At 70.1% G+C, this 17,161-nt stretch carries 20 protein-coding genes; 7 read left to right on the top strand and 13 right to left on the bottom strand.

All coding sequences use genetic code 11. From position 1 onward, the window contains the following. Positions 1-2: 2 nt before the first annotated feature. The 4 genes from ASF45_RS28185 to ASF45_RS28170 form a co-directional block, all read right to left on the bottom strand. On the bottom strand, positions 3-536 hold the full coding sequence (locus ASF45_RS28185) for an MOSC domain-containing protein (protein WP_056671434.1): 534 nt from the start codon (positions 534-536) through the stop codon (positions 3-5). A 25-nt stretch (positions 537-561) separates the two neighbouring features. Next, positions 562-2,346 (bottom strand): cobalt chelatase, encoded by a 1,785-nt coding sequence (locus tag ASF45_RS28180; RefSeq protein ID WP_082551324.1) that lies wholly within the window; start codon positions 2,344-2,346, stop codon positions 562-564. Next, a complete protein-coding gene (locus tag ASF45_RS28175; RefSeq protein ID WP_056671433.1) occupies positions 2,343-3,305 on the bottom strand; it encodes an AAA family ATPase in 963 nt (320 codons plus the stop codon). Before ASF45_RS28175 ends, ASF45_RS28180 begins: the two co-directional genes overlap by 4 nt. A 206-nt stretch (positions 3,306-3,511) precedes the next feature. Next, a complete protein-coding gene (locus ASF45_RS28170) occupies positions 3,512-4,330 on the bottom strand; it encodes an IclR family transcriptional regulator (RefSeq protein WP_056671431.1) in 819 nt (272 codons plus the stop codon). A 132-nt stretch (positions 4,331-4,462) separates the two neighbouring features. Between ASF45_RS28170 and xsc the strand changes: the two genes are divergently transcribed. From xsc to ASF45_RS28150, 4 genes are read left to right on the top strand one after another with little or no spacing between them, the layout of a single operon-like run. Further along, positions 4,463-6,280, top strand: a complete 1,818-nt coding sequence (gene xsc / locus ASF45_RS28165) for a sulfoacetaldehyde acetyltransferase (protein WP_056671429.1) — start codon at positions 4,463-4,465, stop codon at positions 6,278-6,280. 17 nt (positions 6,281-6,297) lie between these two features. Next, entirely contained in the window at positions 6,298-7,233 is a 936-nt protein-coding gene (locus ASF45_RS28160) for a bifunctional enoyl-CoA hydratase/phosphate acetyltransferase (RefSeq protein WP_235581054.1), read from the top strand. Positions 7,234-7,240: 7 nt separating this feature from the next. Further along, positions 7,241-7,459: a hypothetical protein gene (locus ASF45_RS28155; protein ID WP_056671428.1), complete on the top strand. Its 219-nt coding sequence runs from the start codon at positions 7,241-7,243 to the stop codon at positions 7,457-7,459. A gap of 46 nt (positions 7,460-7,505) precedes the next feature. After that, positions 7,506-8,018, top strand: a complete 513-nt coding sequence (locus ASF45_RS28150; protein ID WP_056671426.1) for a GNAT family N-acetyltransferase — start codon at positions 7,506-7,508, stop codon at positions 8,016-8,018. 9 nt (positions 8,019-8,027) lie between these two features. On the opposite strand, the gene ASF45_RS28145 is transcribed toward ASF45_RS28150, so the two are convergent. From ASF45_RS28145 to ASF45_RS28130, 4 genes are all read right to left on the bottom strand, one after another. Further along, a complete protein-coding gene (locus tag ASF45_RS28145; protein WP_056671424.1) occupies positions 8,028-9,341 on the bottom strand; it encodes a TRAP transporter large permease subunit in 1,314 nt (437 codons plus the stop codon). 109 nt (positions 9,342-9,450) lie between these two features. After that, a complete protein-coding gene (locus tag ASF45_RS28140; protein WP_056671421.1) occupies positions 9,451-9,999 on the bottom strand; it encodes a TRAP transporter small permease subunit in 549 nt (182 codons plus the stop codon). A 64-nt stretch (positions 10,000-10,063) separates the two neighbouring features. Continuing rightward, positions 10,064-11,182: a TRAP transporter substrate-binding protein gene (locus ASF45_RS28135; protein ID WP_056671420.1), complete on the bottom strand. Its 1,119-nt coding sequence runs from the start codon at positions 11,180-11,182 to the stop codon at positions 10,064-10,066. A 70-nt stretch (positions 11,183-11,252) separates the two neighbouring features. After that, positions 11,253-12,878, bottom strand: a complete 1,626-nt coding sequence (locus ASF45_RS28130) for a GMC family oxidoreductase (protein WP_056671418.1) — start codon at positions 12,876-12,878, stop codon at positions 11,253-11,255. Between the two features lie 96 nt (positions 12,879-12,974). Here ASF45_RS28130 and ASF45_RS28125 point away from each other — a divergent pair, with 96 nt between their 5' ends. Beyond that, the gene (locus ASF45_RS28125) at positions 12,975-13,742 is read left to right on the top strand and encodes an IclR family transcriptional regulator (RefSeq protein WP_056671416.1); all 768 of its coding nucleotides are present in this window, start codon (positions 12,975-12,977) and stop codon (positions 13,740-13,742) included. A 115-nt stretch (positions 13,743-13,857) separates the two neighbouring features. Here ASF45_RS28125 and ASF45_RS28120 read toward each other — a convergent pair whose 3' ends face one another. The 3 genes from ASF45_RS28120 to ASF45_RS28110 form a co-directional block, all read right to left on the bottom strand. Continuing rightward, a complete protein-coding gene (locus tag ASF45_RS28120; RefSeq protein ID WP_056671414.1) occupies positions 13,858-14,577 on the bottom strand; it encodes a serine protease in 720 nt (239 codons plus the stop codon). Between the two features lie 15 nt (positions 14,578-14,592). After that, positions 14,593-14,796 (bottom strand): hypothetical protein, encoded by a 204-nt coding sequence (locus ASF45_RS28115; RefSeq protein WP_056671413.1) that lies wholly within the window; start codon positions 14,794-14,796, stop codon positions 14,593-14,595. A 171-nt stretch (positions 14,797-14,967) separates the two neighbouring features. Continuing rightward, complete coding sequence (locus ASF45_RS28110) at positions 14,968-15,177, bottom strand: hypothetical protein (RefSeq protein WP_056671410.1); 210 nt, start codon at positions 15,175-15,177, stop codon at positions 14,968-14,970. A gap of 383 nt (positions 15,178-15,560) precedes the next feature. On the opposite strand from ASF45_RS28110, the gene ASF45_RS28105 reads away from it, so the two are divergent. Further along, a complete protein-coding gene (locus tag ASF45_RS28105; RefSeq protein WP_235581053.1) occupies positions 15,561-16,289 on the top strand; it encodes a Crp/Fnr family transcriptional regulator in 729 nt (242 codons plus the stop codon). Between the two features lie 109 nt (positions 16,290-16,398). Then, a complete protein-coding gene (locus ASF45_RS35655) occupies positions 16,399-16,572 on the top strand; it encodes a hypothetical protein (protein WP_156473214.1) in 174 nt (57 codons plus the stop codon). Positions 16,573-16,608: 36 nt separating this feature from the next. Here ASF45_RS35655 and ASF45_RS28100 read toward each other — a convergent pair whose 3' ends face one another. After that, positions 16,609-16,884, bottom strand: coding sequence for a DUF1488 family protein (locus ASF45_RS28100; RefSeq protein WP_056671406.1), 276 nt, complete (start codon positions 16,882-16,884; stop codon positions 16,609-16,611). Continuing rightward, positions 16,859-17,158, bottom strand: a complete 300-nt coding sequence (locus tag ASF45_RS28095; RefSeq protein ID WP_156473213.1) for a hypothetical protein — start codon at positions 17,156-17,158, stop codon at positions 16,859-16,861. Before ASF45_RS28095 ends, ASF45_RS28100 begins: the two co-directional genes overlap by 26 nt. Between the last annotated feature and the right edge of the window lie 3 nt (positions 17,159-17,161).

Raw genomic sequence — 17,161 nt, 5'->3', positions numbered from 1 at the left:
GGTCATGCGCCAGGAGCAGCGGGCTCCACCCGCACCGCATCGCCCACCGCGATCTCCCCGCCTCGCAGCACGCGCGCCGTCATGCCGCCATGGCCACGCAGCGCGTTGTAGCCGCCCGGCCCCAGCGTGGTCTCCATCTTCGAACAGGGGTCGCAGGGCCCGGTCAGCTGCAGCACGACGGCCGCGCCGATGTGCAGTTGGAGCGGCTGGTCGGCGAACAGCGTGCGCGCCGCGACAAGGTTCAAACCTTCGACCACGAGGTTGCGGCGCAGCAGCGTGGGCGCGATGTGCGCCAGCCCCGTCCAGGCCGCAAGCAAAGGCAGGTGCTCGGCCTGCAGCAGCGTGACCTGCCGCTTGCCGCCGCCCGGGCGCGTGGACGCCCGCGCGGCGCTGCGGTCGCCCTGCAGGCCCCGGTCCGCAACTGCCAACGCACGTGCGACCGACAGCGCCGGCATGTCGCGCGCAGGGCGCAGCACGATGGCCTGCAAGCGGCCGGCATGGGGGAACTGGCGGGACAACTGGCGCAGATCGGGCATGACCCGCATGCTAGACGCGAATGCCTCAGCGCCGCACCCGCCCGCCCAGCACGCCCACCACCTCGCGGAACACCGCGTTGCCCGCCCCTGCATGGGCCAGGTCCAGCACATGGCTGGCGGCGTAGTAGGGACTCAGGTCCAGCCCCACGCCTACGCCGACCAACGCGATCTGGCCCTGCTGCTCGATGCGCTGCGCCACCTGCTGCAGATGCCGGTCCAGCATGTGCGTGCCGTTGGCCAGGCGCGTGGCGCCATCCATGGGGCAGCCGTCGGACACCACCAGCAGAATGCGGCGCTCGGCCTCCTGCGCGGCGAGCCGGCCGGCGGCCCACTGCAGCGCCTCGCCGTCCACACCCTCGCGGAACAGGTCGGGCTTGAGCAGCGCGGCGATGCCGGGGCGCGCACGGCGCCAGGGCGTGGCCGCGTCCTTGAACACGATGTGGCACAGCTCGTTGAGCCGGCCGGGCTGCACGGGGCGGCCGGCGCGCTGCCAGTCGCGCTGGGCACGGCCGCCGTTCCAGGCACCCGTCGTGAAGCCCAGCACCTCGCAGCGCGCGCCAATGCGCTCCAGCGCGCGGGCCAGCACGTCGGCCAGCATGGCCGTCCACTCGGCGTGCTCCTTCATCGAGGCCGAGCAGTCGAGCAGCAGCGTCACGGCGCAGTCGGCCAGCGGCTGCGTGCGCGCGGCACGGAACAGCCGGCGCTCGGTCGGCAGCGCCACCAGCCGGGCCAGCCGGCGGCCGTCGAGCAGGCCCTCCTCCTGGCCGTCGTGCCAGCCGTCGGTGTGCGGGCGGGCCAGCAGCGCCTGCAGCGCGCGCACCAGCCAGGGCAGCTGCACGGCCTGGCGCGCGATGCGCGCGTCCAGCCGCTCGCGCAGTTCGCGCAATGCGTCGGGGCGCACCAGTGCGGTGGCGGCCACCTCGCGGTCGTAGGCGCGTGTGAAGACCCGGTAGCCCTCTGACGCGCCTTCGAGCACACGGGCATCGCCGGCCTGGGCCAGGCGGACGGCCTCGCCCGCCGGCGGGTCGAAGTCCATCAGCACGCGGAAGCCGGCGGCGCTGTCTTCGTCCTCGCCTTCGCGCTCGGCGGCCTGCTGCTCGGCCGCCTCGGCACCGTGCGCCAGCATGGCGGCCACGGCGCGGGCGATGGCCAGCGCATGCTGCGCGTAGGCGGCCTGGTCGCGGCGCTGGCGGCGCAAGCCGGCCAGGTCGGTGCCCAGCTGCGGCACGAGATCGGCGCGCGTGCCCTCGATGAGATCTTCGGTCTCTTCCATCACCGGCTCGCCCGTCACGCGCGAGCGGCTGATCTGCGCCACGGTGTACAGCAGCATGCCGCGCGTGGTCTCGTTGAGCCGCGCATGGTGGTAGGCGCGCGACCAGGCATCGAAGCGGTGGCGCAGGTTGCGCGCCACGCCGGGCATGGCGGGGTCGGCCAGGGATTCGCAGCGCAGCTGCTCCAGCAGCTCGAACAGCAGGCGCTCCACGGGCGGCTGCGGGCACAGGCTGCGGTGCAGCGCCGCGTCGCTGTGCGCCAGCCGCAGCGCGATGCCGTCGGCCGCGCCGCGGAAGGAGCCCGCGTCGTCGCCCTGCTCCAGCGCCGGCGCCAGGTGCGGGCCGAACAGCGGCAGCGGCTGGTGGCCCCGGTGCAGGCGCCGGCCGCGGTAGTGCAGGTCGGCCTCGCCGCTCAGCGCGCGGATGGCGCCGGCGCTGAGTTCCTCCACCTGCTCGTGCCAGCGCGCGAGCTGCGGCGGCGTGGGCGGCACGCCCTCGGCGTCGGCGCGCGGCAGCTCGGGCCAGTGGCGGGGGGTCATGCCGCTGTCGCGGGATCCAGCTCGCGGTCCAGGCAGCGCTGGAAGTACTCGGCCACGACGGGGCGCTCGGCTTCGTCGCACTTGTTGGCGTACGAGAGCCGGAAGGCCAGCGCCACGTCGCCGAAGATCTGCAGGTTCTCGGCCCAGGTGATCACGGTGCGCGGCGACATCAGCGTGGACACGTCGCCCGCCGCGAAGCCTTTGCGCGTGAGCCCGGCCAGCGCCACCATCTGCGCCACCAGCCGGCGGCCGGCCTCGTCGCGCAGCGCCGGCACGCGGGCCAGCACGATGGCTTCCTCCTCCGCCGGATGCAGGTAGTCCAGCGCGGCGACGATGTTCCAGCGGTCGATCTGCGCGTGGTTGAGCCGCTGCACGCCGTGGTACAGGCCGTTGAGGTTGCCCTGGCCCACGGTGTTGGCGGTGGCGAACAGGCGGAACGCCGGGTGCGGCGTGAGCACGGTGTTCTGGTCCAGCAGCGTGAGCCGGCCGCCTTGCTCCAGCACGCGCTGGATCACGAACATCACGTCGGGCCGGCCCGCGTCGTACTCGTCGAACACCAGAGCCACGGGCCGCTGCAGCGCCCAGGGCAGGATGCCGGGCTGGAATTCGGTGACCTGCTTGCCGTCCTTGAGCACCACGGCATCGCGGCCGATCAGGTCGAGCCGGCCCACGTGGCCGTCCAGGTTGACACGCAGGCAGGGCCAGTTCAGCCGCGCCGCCACCTGCTCGATGTGGGTGGACTTGCCGGTGCCGTGCAGCCCCTGCACCAGCACGCGCCGGTTGTGCGCGAAGCCGGCCAGCAGCGCCAGCGTCACGTCGTGCTGGAAGCGGTAGGCCGGGTCCACCTCGGGCACATGGGCATCGGGCGTGCGGAAGGCGGGAACGCGCAGCTCGCTGTCCAGCCCGAAGACCTCGCGCACGCTGACCTGGGTATCGGGAACGGTGGTGGGATCGGTCATGGGTGGCCTTTTGCAGTTCGGTTGTCCATTGCGCTGGCGCGTCACCCGCATTGCACGAAGTCGGCTCGCAAGCAGCGGTTCGAAGGGCCGCGGAGCAGGCCACGCCAGCAGATGCCGCGGAACTGGCTCTGCCAGGCCGCTGGCGGCGCCCCCTGGAGGGGGGATGGGACTTCTACACGCAGTGAGAAGTCCAAACGGGGGTGGTCTCATGCCGAGGTCTGGCGCGGCACGGCGTGCTCAATGGCGGCCAGTGCGCGTGCTGCCCGCTGCAGCGCGGGCAGCACGCTCTCGGCCTTCTCGCGCGGCAGCCGCATGACGGGCGCCTGCACGGCCACGCAAAGGTTGGAGCGGCCCGTGTCGGACGGCACCAGCACGGCCACGCAGAGCAGGCCGGGCAGGAACTCCTCGTCGTCCAGCGCGTGGCCGGCGCGGCGCACGGCCTTGAGTGCGGCTTCCAGCTCGGCCAGGTCGGTCACGGTCTTGGGCGTGTAGGCCATCAGCGGCGCATGGCCCAGCAGGCGCTGGCGCTGGGCCGGACTCATCTGGGCCAGCAGCAGCTTTCCGCTGGCCGAGCAATGCGCCGGCACGCGCGAGCCGGGCGCCAGGTAGAAGCGCAGCGGCGCAGCGGTCTCCACGCGGTCCAGGTAGACCACCTCGTCGCCCGCCAGGGCCGTGATGTTGCAGCTCTCGCCCACCTCTTCCACCAGCCGGCGCAGCACGGCATGGCGCGCGCCGTGGAAGGTGTCGTTGAGCAGCAGGTTCTCGGCCAGGCGGCGCAGCCGCACGCCGGTGCCGTAGTGGCGGCCGTCGCCTTCGCGCTGCAGCAGCCCGGCGCCTTCGAGCTGCTGCAGCATGCGGTGCAGCGTGGGCTTGGGCAGGCCGGTCTCGTCCACCAGGGCCTGCAGCGTGAACAGCTGGTCGCGCGCGGCGATGACCTCCAGCAGCGCGAACAGACGCATCGTGGGGGTGTCGCCCGAGAGCTCGGCCGCGGCGCCGGCGGGCAGGAAAGGGGGAACGATGTGCATGGCGTTGAATGTTCTCATATTCCGTTATTTGGACCAAGAAGTTTCATTTTTCGAAATTTGTTGACGTTTCGGAGCCGGGCTTCCTAGAATCCGCCGGCAATTCGACCCACCCCGTTTTCACCGGAGACTCCCATGAGCCAAACCACCACCGACGGCCGCAGCGTCGCCACCGGCGTGCAGAAGATGACGCCCTCCGAAGCCTTCGTCGAAACCATGGTCGCCAACGGCGTGCGGCACATCTTCGGCATCATGGGCTCGGCGTTCATGGACGCGATGGACATCTTCGCGCCGGCCGGCATCACGCTGATCCCGGTGGTGCACGAGCAGGGCGCGGCCCACATGGCCGACGGCTACGCGCGTGCCAGCGGCCGGCACGGGGTGGTGATCGGCCAGAACGGCCCCGGCATCAGCAACTGCGTGACGGCCATTGCCGCAGCCTACTGGGCGCACAGCCCGGTGGTCATGATCACGCCCGAGACCGGCACCATGGGCATGGGCCTGGGCGGCTTCCAGGAAGCCAACCAGCTGCCGATGTTCCAGGAATTCACCAAGTACCAGGGCCATGTGACCAACCCCAAGCGCATGGCCGAGTTCACCGCGCGCTGCTTCGACCGCGCCATGAGCGAGATGGCGCCGACGCAGCTGAACATCCCGCGCGACTACTTCTACGGCGAGATCCAGTGCGAGATCCCCAAGCCCATGCGCGTGGAGCGTGGCGCCGGCGGCGAGATGAGCATGGCAGCGGCCGCAGAACTGCTGGCCAACGCGAAATTCCCCGTGATCCTGGCCGGCGGCGGCGTGGTGTTGGGCGATGCGGTGGAAGAGACCAAGGCACTCGCCGAGCGCCTGGGTGCCCCGGTCTGCAACGGCTACCTGCGCAACGACAGCTTCCCCGCCAGCCACCCGCTGTGGGCCGGCCCGCTCGGTTACCAGGGCAGCAAGGCGGCGATGAAGCTCATCAGCCAGGCCGACGTGGTGATCGCCTTGGGCTCGCGCATGGGCCCCTTCGGCACGCTGCCCCAGCACGGCATGGACTACTGGCCCAAGGAGGCCAAAATCATCCAGGTCGAGGCCGACCACACCAACCTGGGCCTGGTCAAGAAGATCCACGTGGGCATCCACGGCGACGCCAAGGCCGTGGCCAAGGCGCTGCTGGCGCGCATCGGCGGCCAGAGCCTGGCCTGCGACGCCACCAAGGGCGAGCGCGCACAGAAGATCGCCGCCGAGAAGGCCGCCTGGGAGAAGGAACTCAGCGACTGGACGCAGGAGCGCGACCAGTACAGCCAGGACATGGTGGAGGAAGCCAAGGGCGAGAAGACCTTCAACGGCGGCCAGTACCTGAGCCCGCGCCAGGTGCTGCGCGAGCTGGAAAAGGCCATGCCGCCGCGCGCGATGGTGTCCACCGACATCGGCAACATCAACGCCGTGTCGAACAGCTACCTGCGCTTCGAGGAGCCGCGCAGCTTCTTCGCGCCCATGAGCTTCGGCAACTGCGGCTACTCGCTGCCCACCATGATCGGCGCCAAGCTGGCCTGCCCGGACCGCCCGGCCATCGCCTACGCGGGCGACGGCGCCTGGGCCATGAGCATGACCGAGATCATGACGGCCGTGCGCCACGGCATCCCGGTCACGGCCGTGGTGTTCCACAACCGGCAATGGGGCGCGGAGAAGAAGAACCAGGTGGATTTCTACAACCGCCGCTTCGTCGCCGGCGAGCTGGAGAGCCCGAGCTTCGCGGGCATCGCGCAGAGCATGGGTGCCGAGGGCATCGTGGTGGACGACCTGGCCCAGGTGGGCGCCGCGCTCAAGAAGGCCATCGCCCTGCAGATGAACGAGAAGAAGACCTGCGTGATCGAGATCATGTGCACGCGCGAGCTGGGCGACCCGTTCCGCCGCGACGCGCTGAGCAAGCCGGTGCGCTTCCTGGACAAGTACAAGGACTACGTCTGAGTCCGGGGGGCGGGACGGTGCAGCCCCTGCCTGAACTGGAGGCGCATCCGCGCCTCGCCGCGCTGATCGCGCGGGCCCGTGCCGGGGCCGCCGCGCGCCTGCCGCGCATCGGCCTGGTCTACCCCTGCGACGCGCTCGCGCTCGATGCGGCCCGGCGCATCGCGGCCAGCGGCATCGGCCAGCCGGTGCTGGTCGGTCCGCGTGCCGCCATCGCGCAGGCCGCCGCGGCCGCGGGCGTGGACCTGTCGGGCATGGCCCAGGTCGACACCGCCGACATCGGCGCCGCCGCCGCGCTGGAGGCCACCCGGCTCGCGCGCAACGGCCAGGTCGACGTGCTGATGAAGGGGTCCCTGCACACCGACGAGCTCATGTCCGCCGTGGTGCACAAGGAGAACGGGCTGCGCGGCGAGCGCCGCGTCAGCCATGTGTTCCTGTTCGACCTGCCGCACTACCCCAAGCTGCTGGCCATGGCCGACTGCGTGGTCAACATCGCGCCGGACCTGCGCACCAAACAGGACATCCTGGGCAATGCCGTCGCGCTGCTGCAGCGGCTGGGCAATCCCCGGCCCAAGGTCGGCATCGTGGCCGCGGTGGAGACCGTGACGGCCGCCATCCCGGCCACGCTGGACGCGCAGGCGCTGGTGGCGCAGGCCCAGGCCGGCGCCTGGCCCGGCGCCATCGTCGAGGGCCCGTTCGGCTTCGACAACGTGATCTCGGCCGAGGCCGCGCGCATCAAGAAGATCGCCGGCGTGGTGCCGGGCGATGCCGACCTGCTGCTGCTGCCCGACCTCAACGCCGGCAACATGCTCTACAAGAGCTTCGTCTACATGGGTGGCGGCGACTGCGCGGGCCTGGTGCTGGGCGCGCGCGTGCCGGTGGTCGTGACCTCGCGGGCCGACTCGGCCGGCGCGCGCATCGCGTCGGTGGCGCTGGCGGTGCTGGCCGCGGGTTAGCGCAGCGATGCTGTCCATCCGCTTCAGCATCTTCGGCAGGCTGGTGGACATCGTCGGCGACGGCCGGCATTGGCGGGCCTTCTCGGCCAACCTGGACGGCAAGCGCGTGCCGGCCGACTTCGTGGTGCCCGACGGGCTCGCGAAAAGAGAACTGCTGCAGTATCTGGAAGACCTGTTCCATGAGCACGCCACACCGACCAACGGCGACGTCCGGCGCATCGGCTGAAGCTCGGCGCCCTGGCGCGCCAGCGCAACCGGATGCGGCGCTGGTCGTGCGCCGCGCCGGCCCGGACGACGCCGCACGCCTGGCAGTCCTGGCGACGCAGGTCTGGCTGCACACCTACGCCACGGACGGCATCGGCGACGAGATCGCCAACCACGTGTTGTCAGCACTCGGCGTGGACAGGTTCGCCGCCTTGCTCGGCGATTCCTGCGCCAGCGTGCTGGCGGCAGAGCGCGGCCACCGGCTCGTCGGCATGGCCGTGGCTCGCGCCAAGGCGCCCTGCCCGGCGGGCGTGCCGTCCACGGTGGAGCTGCAGACGCTCTACGTGCAGGCACACTTCATCGGCCGCGGCATCGGCAAACGCCTGCTGCAGGCCATCGAGGCGCAGGCGCTCGCCGAGGCAGGCTGTGCGCCGTGGCTCACGGTCAACGCGCGCAACGACCGTGCTCTGGCCTTCTACGCGCGCCAGGGCTACACGCAAGTCGGCACCGACTGGTTCGTGCTGGGCGCGACGCGCCACGAGAACTTGGTGCTGATCGGCGCCGGCCGTGGCGTCCGCTGAAGTGCCGCCTCAGCCCGCCACGCGCGGCAGCCAGGTCGCCAGCGCCGGGAACAGCATCAGGATGATCACCGCCAGCACCTGCAGCGCCATGAACTGCAGCATGCCGGCGTAGATGTGCTTGAGCTCCCACTGCGGCACCACCCCCTTGAGGAAGTAGGCCGACAGCGCCACCGGTGGCGACAGCCAGGCCGTCTGCAGCGTGACGGCCACCAGCGTGCAGAACCACAGCAGGTCGATGCCGGCGGCCTGCACGATGGGCAGCACCACGGGCACCACGATCAACACGATGGGCACCCATTCCAGCGGCCAGCCCAGCACGAAGATGAGGCCCAGGATCAGGCCCAGCATCGCCATCGGCGGCAGCGACAGTCCCAGCAGCCACTCGGCCATGAACTCGGGGCTGCCCAGGCGCGCGAACACGGCGCCGAACAGGTTGCTGGCCACCACCAGCAGCAGGATCATGCAGGACACCTCCAGCGTCTGCAGCATGGACTTCTTGATCTGCGGCCAGCGCATGCGGCCCGAGCCCACAGTCAGCACGAAGGTGGCGGCGCAGCCCACGGCGCCCGCGTCGGTGGGCGTGGCGATGCCCAGCAGGATCACGCCCAGCGTGGCCATGATGACGACGATGACGGGCAGCACGCCCAGCGCCAGGTCCTTGACCACCGGACCCAGCGCGGTCGGCCGCAGCTCGGGCGGCAGGGCCGGGCCCAGCGCCGGGTTGAGCCAGCAGCGCAGCAGGCACCAGACCAGGAACAGCGTGGACAGCAGCAGCCCGGGCAGCACGGCGGCGGCGAACAGGTCGGTGGCCGGCACGCCGACCACCGGGCCCATCACGATCAGCATCACGCTGGGCGGGATCAGGATGCCCAGCGTGCCGCCGGCCGTGATGGCGCCCGCGCTGAGCTTGGGGTCGTAGCCGCTCTTGATCATGGACGGCCCGGCCATCACGCCCAGCAACGTGACCGAGGAGCCCACGATGCCGGTGGCGGCCGCGAAGATCGTGGCCGTGACGATGACCGCGATGTAGAGCGAGCCACGCACGCCGGCCAGCAGCTGCTGGATGCCGCGGAACAGCCGCTCCATGAGGCCCGACTGTTCGAGCAGGAAGCCCATGAACAGGAAGAACGGGATGGAGGCCAGCACGGTGTCGCGCATGACAGAGAAGGTCTGCAGGATGGCCAGGTCGAACACCACCGGACCGAGCGCGATGTAGCCCGTGGCCAGCGACAGCGCACCCAGCGTGAACGAGATCGGAAAGCCGATGAAGATCGCGCCGAACAGGACCAGCAGCGCGACGATGCCCAGGACTTCGTCGCTCATACGGCCACCTCCGCAGCGGCGTGCGCATGCTTTGGGCAGTGAGGTCGGTGGCCGGCGGCATGCGCGCTGGCGTCGATCCCCGCGCTGCGGGGCCCCTCGCCGCGTGCGCTCATACCGCCACCTCCGGCGCAGCCACCGCTTCAGGCCAGGCACCCGTGCGCAGCGTGTGCAGGCACTTGAGGCATTCGCTGACGCCTTGCAGCATCAGCAGCGCGCCGGCCACCGGCAGCGCGAGCTTGAACGGCCAGGTGATGGGCTGCCAGGAGCTGCTCACGAAGGTCTCGTTGGTGACGAAGGCCTTCCAGAAGTAACCCCAGCCCACGAACAGCAGCACGCCCACGAAGGGGAAGAACATGAGCAGGTAGCCGGCCAGGTCCACGCTGGCCTGGCGCCGCGGCGACCAGTTGGCGTAGAAGCTGTCGGTGCGCACATGGCCCTTGCGCTGCAACGTATAGGCCGCGCCCAGCATGAAGAAGCTGCCGTACAGCATGAAGGTCATGTCGTAGGCCCACTGCGTGGGTGCGTTGAACGCGTAGCGCGCCACGACCTCGTAGCTCAGCGACAGCACCAGCGGCACGATCATCCAGGCCACGAGGTGGCCCGAGACGATGGCCACGCGGTCGAGCGCGCGCGCGGTGCGCAGCAGTCCCGGTTCCATGGGTTGCATCCGTTCCTCCGTCCGGATGCCGCAGCGCCGCCACGGCGGCCCCGCGGCACGCCGTTCACTTGTAGGGCGAATCGATGCCCAGGTTGTAGTACAGGCCGACGATCTTGTTCCAGTACGGCACGACCAGCTTGGCGAAGCTGCGCTGCGACTCCAGAACCTCCTTGAAGAAGGGGTTCTTGCCAGCCTCCCGGTCGTAGACCAGGTTGGTGGCCTTGATGAAGGCCGGGAAGATGTCCTTGGGCGTGTCGTGCACCTGCACCTTGAACTCGCCCTGGATCTTCTGCAACGCCTGCGCGTTGCGCTGCACGTTGTAGCTGTAGGTCTCGGTCATGCAGGCCAGGGCCGCGGTCTCGACGATGGCCTTGTGCTCGGGCGCGAGCTTGTCCCAGGTCCGCTTGTTGATGAGCAGCTCGCCGACGTCGGTGGACTGGTGCAGGCCCTGCAGGTAGTAGTGCTTGAACACGGTGTGGAAGCCCAGCGCCAGGTCGTCGGCCGGGCCGATCCACTCGGCCGCGTCGATCACGCCGCGCTGCGCCGCGGGAACGATCTCGCCGCCCGGCATGGCCACGGCGTTGATGCCCATTTCCTTGAAGATCTCGCCGACCAGGCCCGGAGGCGCACGGTACTTGAGCTTGCGCATGTCCTCCAGCGAATTGATCGGCGCCTTGAACCAGCCCAGCGGGTCCGGCCCCATGGGCTGCACCATGAGCGGCTCGACGTTGAGCTTGAGCACCTCGGCGTAGAAGCGCTTGTACAGCGCCATGCCGCCGCCCTGCAGCAACCAGGCCACGTGCGAGATCTGGTCCATGCCGGTGCCGGCCCCGGCCGCGGGGTTGGAGAACAGGCCGGCCGCGGTGTTCTTGCCCGACCAGTAGTGCGTCCACGAGTAGCCGCCGTCCACCACGCCCTTGTCCACCGCGTCCAGCATCTCGAAGGCGTTGACCACCGCGCCGTCGGGCAGCATCTCCATCTTGATCTTGCCGCCGGACATCTTGTCGCAGCGCTCGCCCAGCTTCTTCATGAGGTCGAAGTAGATGCTGGAGGTGGGCACCGCCGTCTGGATCTTCATGCGCACCGTGCTCTGCGCGCCAGCCACCGTGGGGGCCGCAAGACCGGCCGCCGCCAGGGCCGAGGCGGCCCCGCCGAGGGCGCCGCGCCGTGTGAGTTTCGCCATGGTCTGTCTCCTTCTCGTCGCTCGTTGAAGAACTGCGCGCTGTACCCTGGCAGGCGCGCTCCGCCATCCATCAAGGCCGCCTGCGCGCGTCCTCCCGGATCATGTCCACGGCCTTCTCGGCCATCATCACCGCCGGCGCGTGGGTGTTGCCCGAGACCAGCGTGGGCATGGCCGAGCAGTCGACCACGCGCAGCGCATCGATGCCGCGCACGCGCAGCCGCGGGTCGAGCACCGCCCCCTCGTCCACCCCCATGCGGCAGGTGCCGCTGGGGTGGAAGATGGTGGCGCCGTGGTCGCGGCAAAAGGCCAGCAGCGCGGCCTCGTCGGCGGCATCGGGGCCCGGCTTGACCTCGCGCCGCACGTAGGGCCGCATCGACGGCGCGGCCGCGATCGCGCGGGCCGCCTGCATGCCGGCCACGGCGGTGCGCCGGTCCAGCTCGGTGGCCAGGTAGTTGGGCTGCATCGACGGTGGCGCGAACGGGTCGGCCGAGCGGATGCGCACGCGCCCGCGCGACTCGGGCCGCAGCTGGCACACCGACATCGTGAAGCCCGAGAACGGATGCACCTTGCCGCCGGCCATGTCAGCCGACAGCGTGGCCACGTGGAACTGGATGTCGGGCGTGGTCGCCACGGGCAGGCCGTCCGGCCCGCGCAGTGCGCGCAGGAAGCAACCGCCCTGGTTGATGCCCACCGCCAGCGGCCCACTGCGCGCCAGCAACCACTGCAGGCCAAGCCGGGCCTGCCCCCACCAGCTGCGCAGCTGGTCGTTGGTGGTGATGGGCTTGGTGCACTCGTAGATGAGGCGGATCTGCAGATGGTCCTGCAGGTTCTCGCCCACGCCGGGGGCGTCGTGCACCACGGGGACGCCATGCTCGGCCAGCAGGGCGGCCGGACCGATGCCCGAGAGCTGCAGCAGTTGGGGCGACTGCAGCGCGCCGGCCGCCAGCAGCACCTCGCCGCGGCAGCGCGCTTCGCGGTCCACGCCGTTCTGGCGCCAGCGCACGCCCACGGCGCGCCGGCCCTCCATCAGCACGCCGGAGGCAAAGGCGCCGGTCTCCACGCGCAGGTTGGAACGGTTGCGCGCGGGCTTGAGGTAGGCCTTGGCAGCGCTCACGCGCAGGCCACGGTGCGTGGTCAACTGGTAGTAGCCAGCGCCCTCCTGGCGCGCGCCGTTGAAATCGTCGGTGCGCGGAACGCCGATCTCGCCGGCACCGGCGATGAAGGCCTCGATCAGTTCGTGCCGTGCACCGATGTCGGACACGCGCAGCGGCCCGTCGCCACCGTGCAGCGCGATCGCTCCGCGCTGGTTGCGCTCGGACTTCACGAAGTAGGGCAAGACTTCGTCGTAGCTCCAGCCGGTGTTGCCCAGCGCGGCCCAGTGGTCGTAGTCCTCCTGCTGGCCGCGGATGTAGATCAGGCCGTTGATGGAGCTGCTGCCGCCCAGCGTCTTGCCGCGCGGCCAGTAGATGCGCCGGCCGTTCATGTTCGGGTCCGGGTCGGTCTGGTAGCACCAGTTGACCTCTGGACTCCACATGGTCTTGCCGTAGCCAATGGGCAGGTGGATCCACGGAGAGGTGTCGGGCGGACCGGCCTCGAGCAGCAGCACGCGCGTGGCGGCGTCCTCGGACAGCCGCGCCGCCAGCACGCAGCCAGCGGAACCCGCGCCTACGACAATGTGGTCAAACACCTCGGACATGTTGATTCCGGAACGATATCTTCCGAATTACGGTGAAGATGATTATTCTTGGAATGAAATGTTCCGTTTCTTAATGAATACCCTGAGCATGACGCCGTGAAAGCTCCCGATGCCCCGACCGCCCCAGACTCGTCCGCGGCCCGCAGCCTGCGCGTGCTGGCGGCCGTGGCCGAGGCCGGCCATGCGCTCACGCTGGCCGGCCTGGCCGAGCGGCTGGACCTGCCCAAGCCCACGGTGCACCGGCTGTGCGGCCAGCTGCAGGAGGGTGGCTTTCTCGCGCGCGATGTGGACGAGCGCAGCTTCGTGGTCGGCCCTGCGCTGCGCCGGCTGGCCTTCGACACGCTGAACCACGGCGCCGCGCGTGGCCTGCGCCACGACGTGCTGGCGCAGTTGGTGCAGCAGGTCGGCGAGACCTGCAACTTCACCACGCTGGACGGCACGCGCGTGCTCTATCTGGACCGGGTGGAGGCGCACTGGCCGCTGCGGCTCACGCTGGAGGTGGGCTCGCACGTGCCGCTGCACGCCACGGCCAGCGGCAAGCTGTTCCTGGCGTTGATGCCGGCGGCTGAGCGCGACGCGCTCATCGGCCAGCTGGTGCTGGAGCGGCTCACGCCCGAGACGCTGAGCGATGCGCAGGCGCTACGCGCCGAATGCGCGCAGATCGCGGCCCAGGGCCATGCGGACGACCGGGGGGAGTTCATTGCCGGGCTGATCGCGGTGGCCGTGCCGGTGCTGGACGGCCAGGGCAAACCGAGGGCCGCCATTGCGGTGCATGCGCCGACGGCGCGCATGTCGCTGGCCCAGGCGCGCGAGAAGCTGCCGTTCCTGCATGCGGCGGCGGCACGGATGAGGACCTTGCTGTAGCCCAGGGTCTGGCGTGCAGGACGAAGGCCGCGCGGCGACAGCCTGAAGCCTCCCATCCCGGCCGGCCTGGGCGCACGGCGATGGCGCGCGCCAAGCGCAGAACGCGTTCCGGGCCTCAGGCCGTCAACGTCAGCAGGATGGCGGCGTACCAGGCCGCGTTCAGGCCGAGCGACTCGTCCAGCACCAGGTCACGCGTGCCCATGTCGATGCGCGAGGAGTGCACGCCCAGCAGCTTCCACGGCAGCGCCGCGCCGGCCGTGGCGTCGCGCGTGACGACCGGCGCGCCGCTGGTGCCGCGGTGCGTGCGGGCATCCGTCAGGAACAGGCCCTGCCCCTGGAAGCGGATACCGAACGCGGAGGCGATCACGGCATGGCGCACCACGGGCAGGTGGTGCATGGTGTCGTGGAATCCCAGCGGGAAACCGACCACGAGCAGCCCCGTCCCGACCTCCACCTGGCCCAGCTCGACCTGCAGATGGCCGGGCGTGAAACAGCGGATCTCTGCATTCGCGGGCAGCGTCGCGCGCGCGATCTCGAGCACGGCGACGTCGATCTCGCCACCCGAATCCAGGCCCTGGCGCCACTGGCTCCTGCCATCCTTGAACAGCCAGACCGACAACATGGCCGAGCGCGTGAGATTGACCGCATCGACATGCAGCTCGATCTCGATGCGGTTGGGATGGTGCTTGCTGGGCGCATCCTGCAGCACGTGCCGGCTCGTGACGAAGAACAGACGCGCTGCGCGCTCGAAGAAGAAACCGCTGGCCCCGGTCAGCAGCCGGTCGCCGTCGAAGGTCATGACCCGTGCGGTGGTCAGAAGGAGCGGTTCCGTCATGGCGCTCTGCGGATGCTAGGTGGCATGGCGGTCATTGGCCGCCTCCAGCATGCGCTGCATCTTGGCGCTGGCATCGCCACGCAGTGCGGCCAGCACCTCGGCATCCTCCTCGCTCATCCTGGCGGCGACTCCCTGCACGCGGCTGAACACCTTGTCGTTCGCCGCGCGGGCGGCATGCTCGGCCGCCAGCCAAGCCTCATAGCTGTCATCGAAACGCATGGCTTCACCTCGTCATGGCAGTGCGTTCAGATAGAGGAGGCGGCCAGGGCACCAGGGAGGTCGCCCCCCGAGTCTGACAGGAACGACGGCCGCGCCCGCCACACGATGCCGCCAGGTGGTGTCGGCCGACACGCCGTTGCGGCAACGCACGTGCCTTGCCGCCAGGGCCGGCTATGCGGGCCGCTCGGGGAGCCCCTTGGCCCGCTCGACCATGTCGTGCAGCGCGGCGGAGGCGGCGGTCCGCAGGCGGCTCAGCTCGCCCATCTCGGCCTCGGACGGATACCGGCCCGCCTTGATCGCCGCCGCGAAGCTGTCGGCCGCCTCGCGGGCCTTCGTTTCCATCTCGCGCCACACGAGGTAGGCTTGAAGATGCTCAACCATGTCGACTCCTCGTCATCCGGGATGCCCTGCCACCGGGGCCGTGGCACGCTGCACCGCGCGGGGCAGGACATCGGCATGGCATTGCCTGCCTGCCGCATAGCAGCTGCAGGCCAAGGCCTGCAGCCCGCGAGTGCGCCAACAGGCGGCGGCGTTCGGAAACTCCGAGCCGGGCGATCGGCGGGTTCTGGCCGGCGGGCCGCGGCGGTGGCGCACGAATCTTCATGCGCGCAGTGTTGATCCAAGTCACAGGCCTCACTGTCTGCCTGCGCACATAGTGTGGACATTTCGCACACCCGGCCGCAGGCGTGTATGTTCGATAGCGTACATACGCAGCCCATCCGGATGTGTCAATGTCGGCCTTGACTTCCGAAGGAACCGCTTCCGTGCAACCCGATCCGAGACCGCGTGGCGCAGTGCGCGACCCGCGGCACAACCGCCTGATTGCGGCGCTTCCCGGCGATGAGCGGGCGCGGTGGGAGCCCCTGCTCGAGTACATCGAGATGCCGCTGGGCCAGGTGCTGTACGAATCCGGCGTGCAGCAGCGCTACGTGTACTTTCCGACCACCGCCATCGTCTCGCTGTTGTACGTGATGGAGAACGGCGCGTCGGCCGAGATCGCGATCACCGGCAACGAGGGCGTGGTCGGGGTCTCGCTCTTCATGGGGGGCGAGTCCACGCCCAGCCGCGGCGTGGTGCAGAGTGCAGGCCATGGCTTTCGCCTGCCGGCGCGGGCGATCAAGGACGCCATCACACGGACGCCGGTGCTGAGCCTGTTGCTGCGCTATGTGCAGGCGCTCATCACGCAGATGGCGCAGACGGCCGCCTGCAACCGCCACCACAGCGTCGACCAACAGCTGTGCCGCTGGCTGCTGCTGAGCCTGGACCGGCTGGACGGCAACGAGATCGCGATGACGCAGGAACTGATCGCCAACATGCTGGGCGTGCGCCGCGAGGGCGTCACCGAAAGCGCGCTCAAGCTGCAAAAAGCCAAGCTGATCCGCTACGCGCGCGGCCACATCACGGTGCTGGACCGGCCTGCCCTCGAAAGCCGTTCCTGCGAATGCTATGCCGTGGTGAAGAAGGAATACGACCGGCTGCTGTCCGAGGTGTAGCGGCTCTGAGACCCCTTGCGTTGCCCGGCGCACAGTCCGGCCATGCTCCGCAGTGCATGATGCGAAGATGGGCCGGCTTCGGACTTCACCACCACCACAGGAAACCAGCATGAGCCCGACACCCAAAGGCCACACGCCACAGGCACCGCCGCCGGCCACGGTACAGCCCAGGACCCACGTCAACAGCGCGATGAGGACACCCTACGTTCCAGCGGCCGAGCCTGCCGTGCGGCCAGGCTCCAACGACCACCGGCGCTACGCGACCAAGGGCAACCCGACATGAATGGGCAGGCAGGCCGCTTAGCCGGCCTGTGAGACGCTAGCGTCCCGTCCCGGCGCCCGGGAGCGGCGCGAGGTCTGCATCGCGCAGCAAAATGGGCTCGGCCGAGCCCGCCGCCGCGCGGCGGCGCACGGCGCTGTCGATTTCCGCCGCGTTGTCGCGGTAGGTCTCGAGGGGATCGTCGTTGCTCACCAGCGGGTGGTAGCGGTAGTGCAGGGTTTCCTTGCGGACCATGGCGCCGATGGGCGCCTGGTCCAGCTGCACCCAGAACCGGACGGTGCCCGAACCGTCATGGAAATAGGCTTCGGTCGACATCTTCTTTCCTTCCAGCGCCAGAGGCCCCGCCCACCGGCGCCTGCAGCACACACACCAAGCGCAACGCCGTCTCCTGGCTGAACGGACCGGCCTCCCGGTAGGCACGGCAGAACCCGCCACCGTGCGCGAACAGGCGGAATCCGACGATGTCCACGTAGCCCAGCAGCAGGTCACCGAGCTGCACCGGCACACCGGAGTGCTGCGAGAACACCCATGCGCTGCCGTTGGCCAGCCGCAGAGCGAACAGACGCCTGCTGGCTTCGACGGCAACCACGGT

Origin of the sequence: Pseudorhodoferax sp. Leaf265, from assembly GCF_001422365.1 — a bacterium.
In the GTDB taxonomy this organism is placed as follows: domain Bacteria; phylum Pseudomonadota; class Gammaproteobacteria; order Burkholderiales; family Burkholderiaceae_C; genus Pseudorhodoferax.
This window is presented reverse-complemented; position numbering and strand designations above follow the sequence as displayed.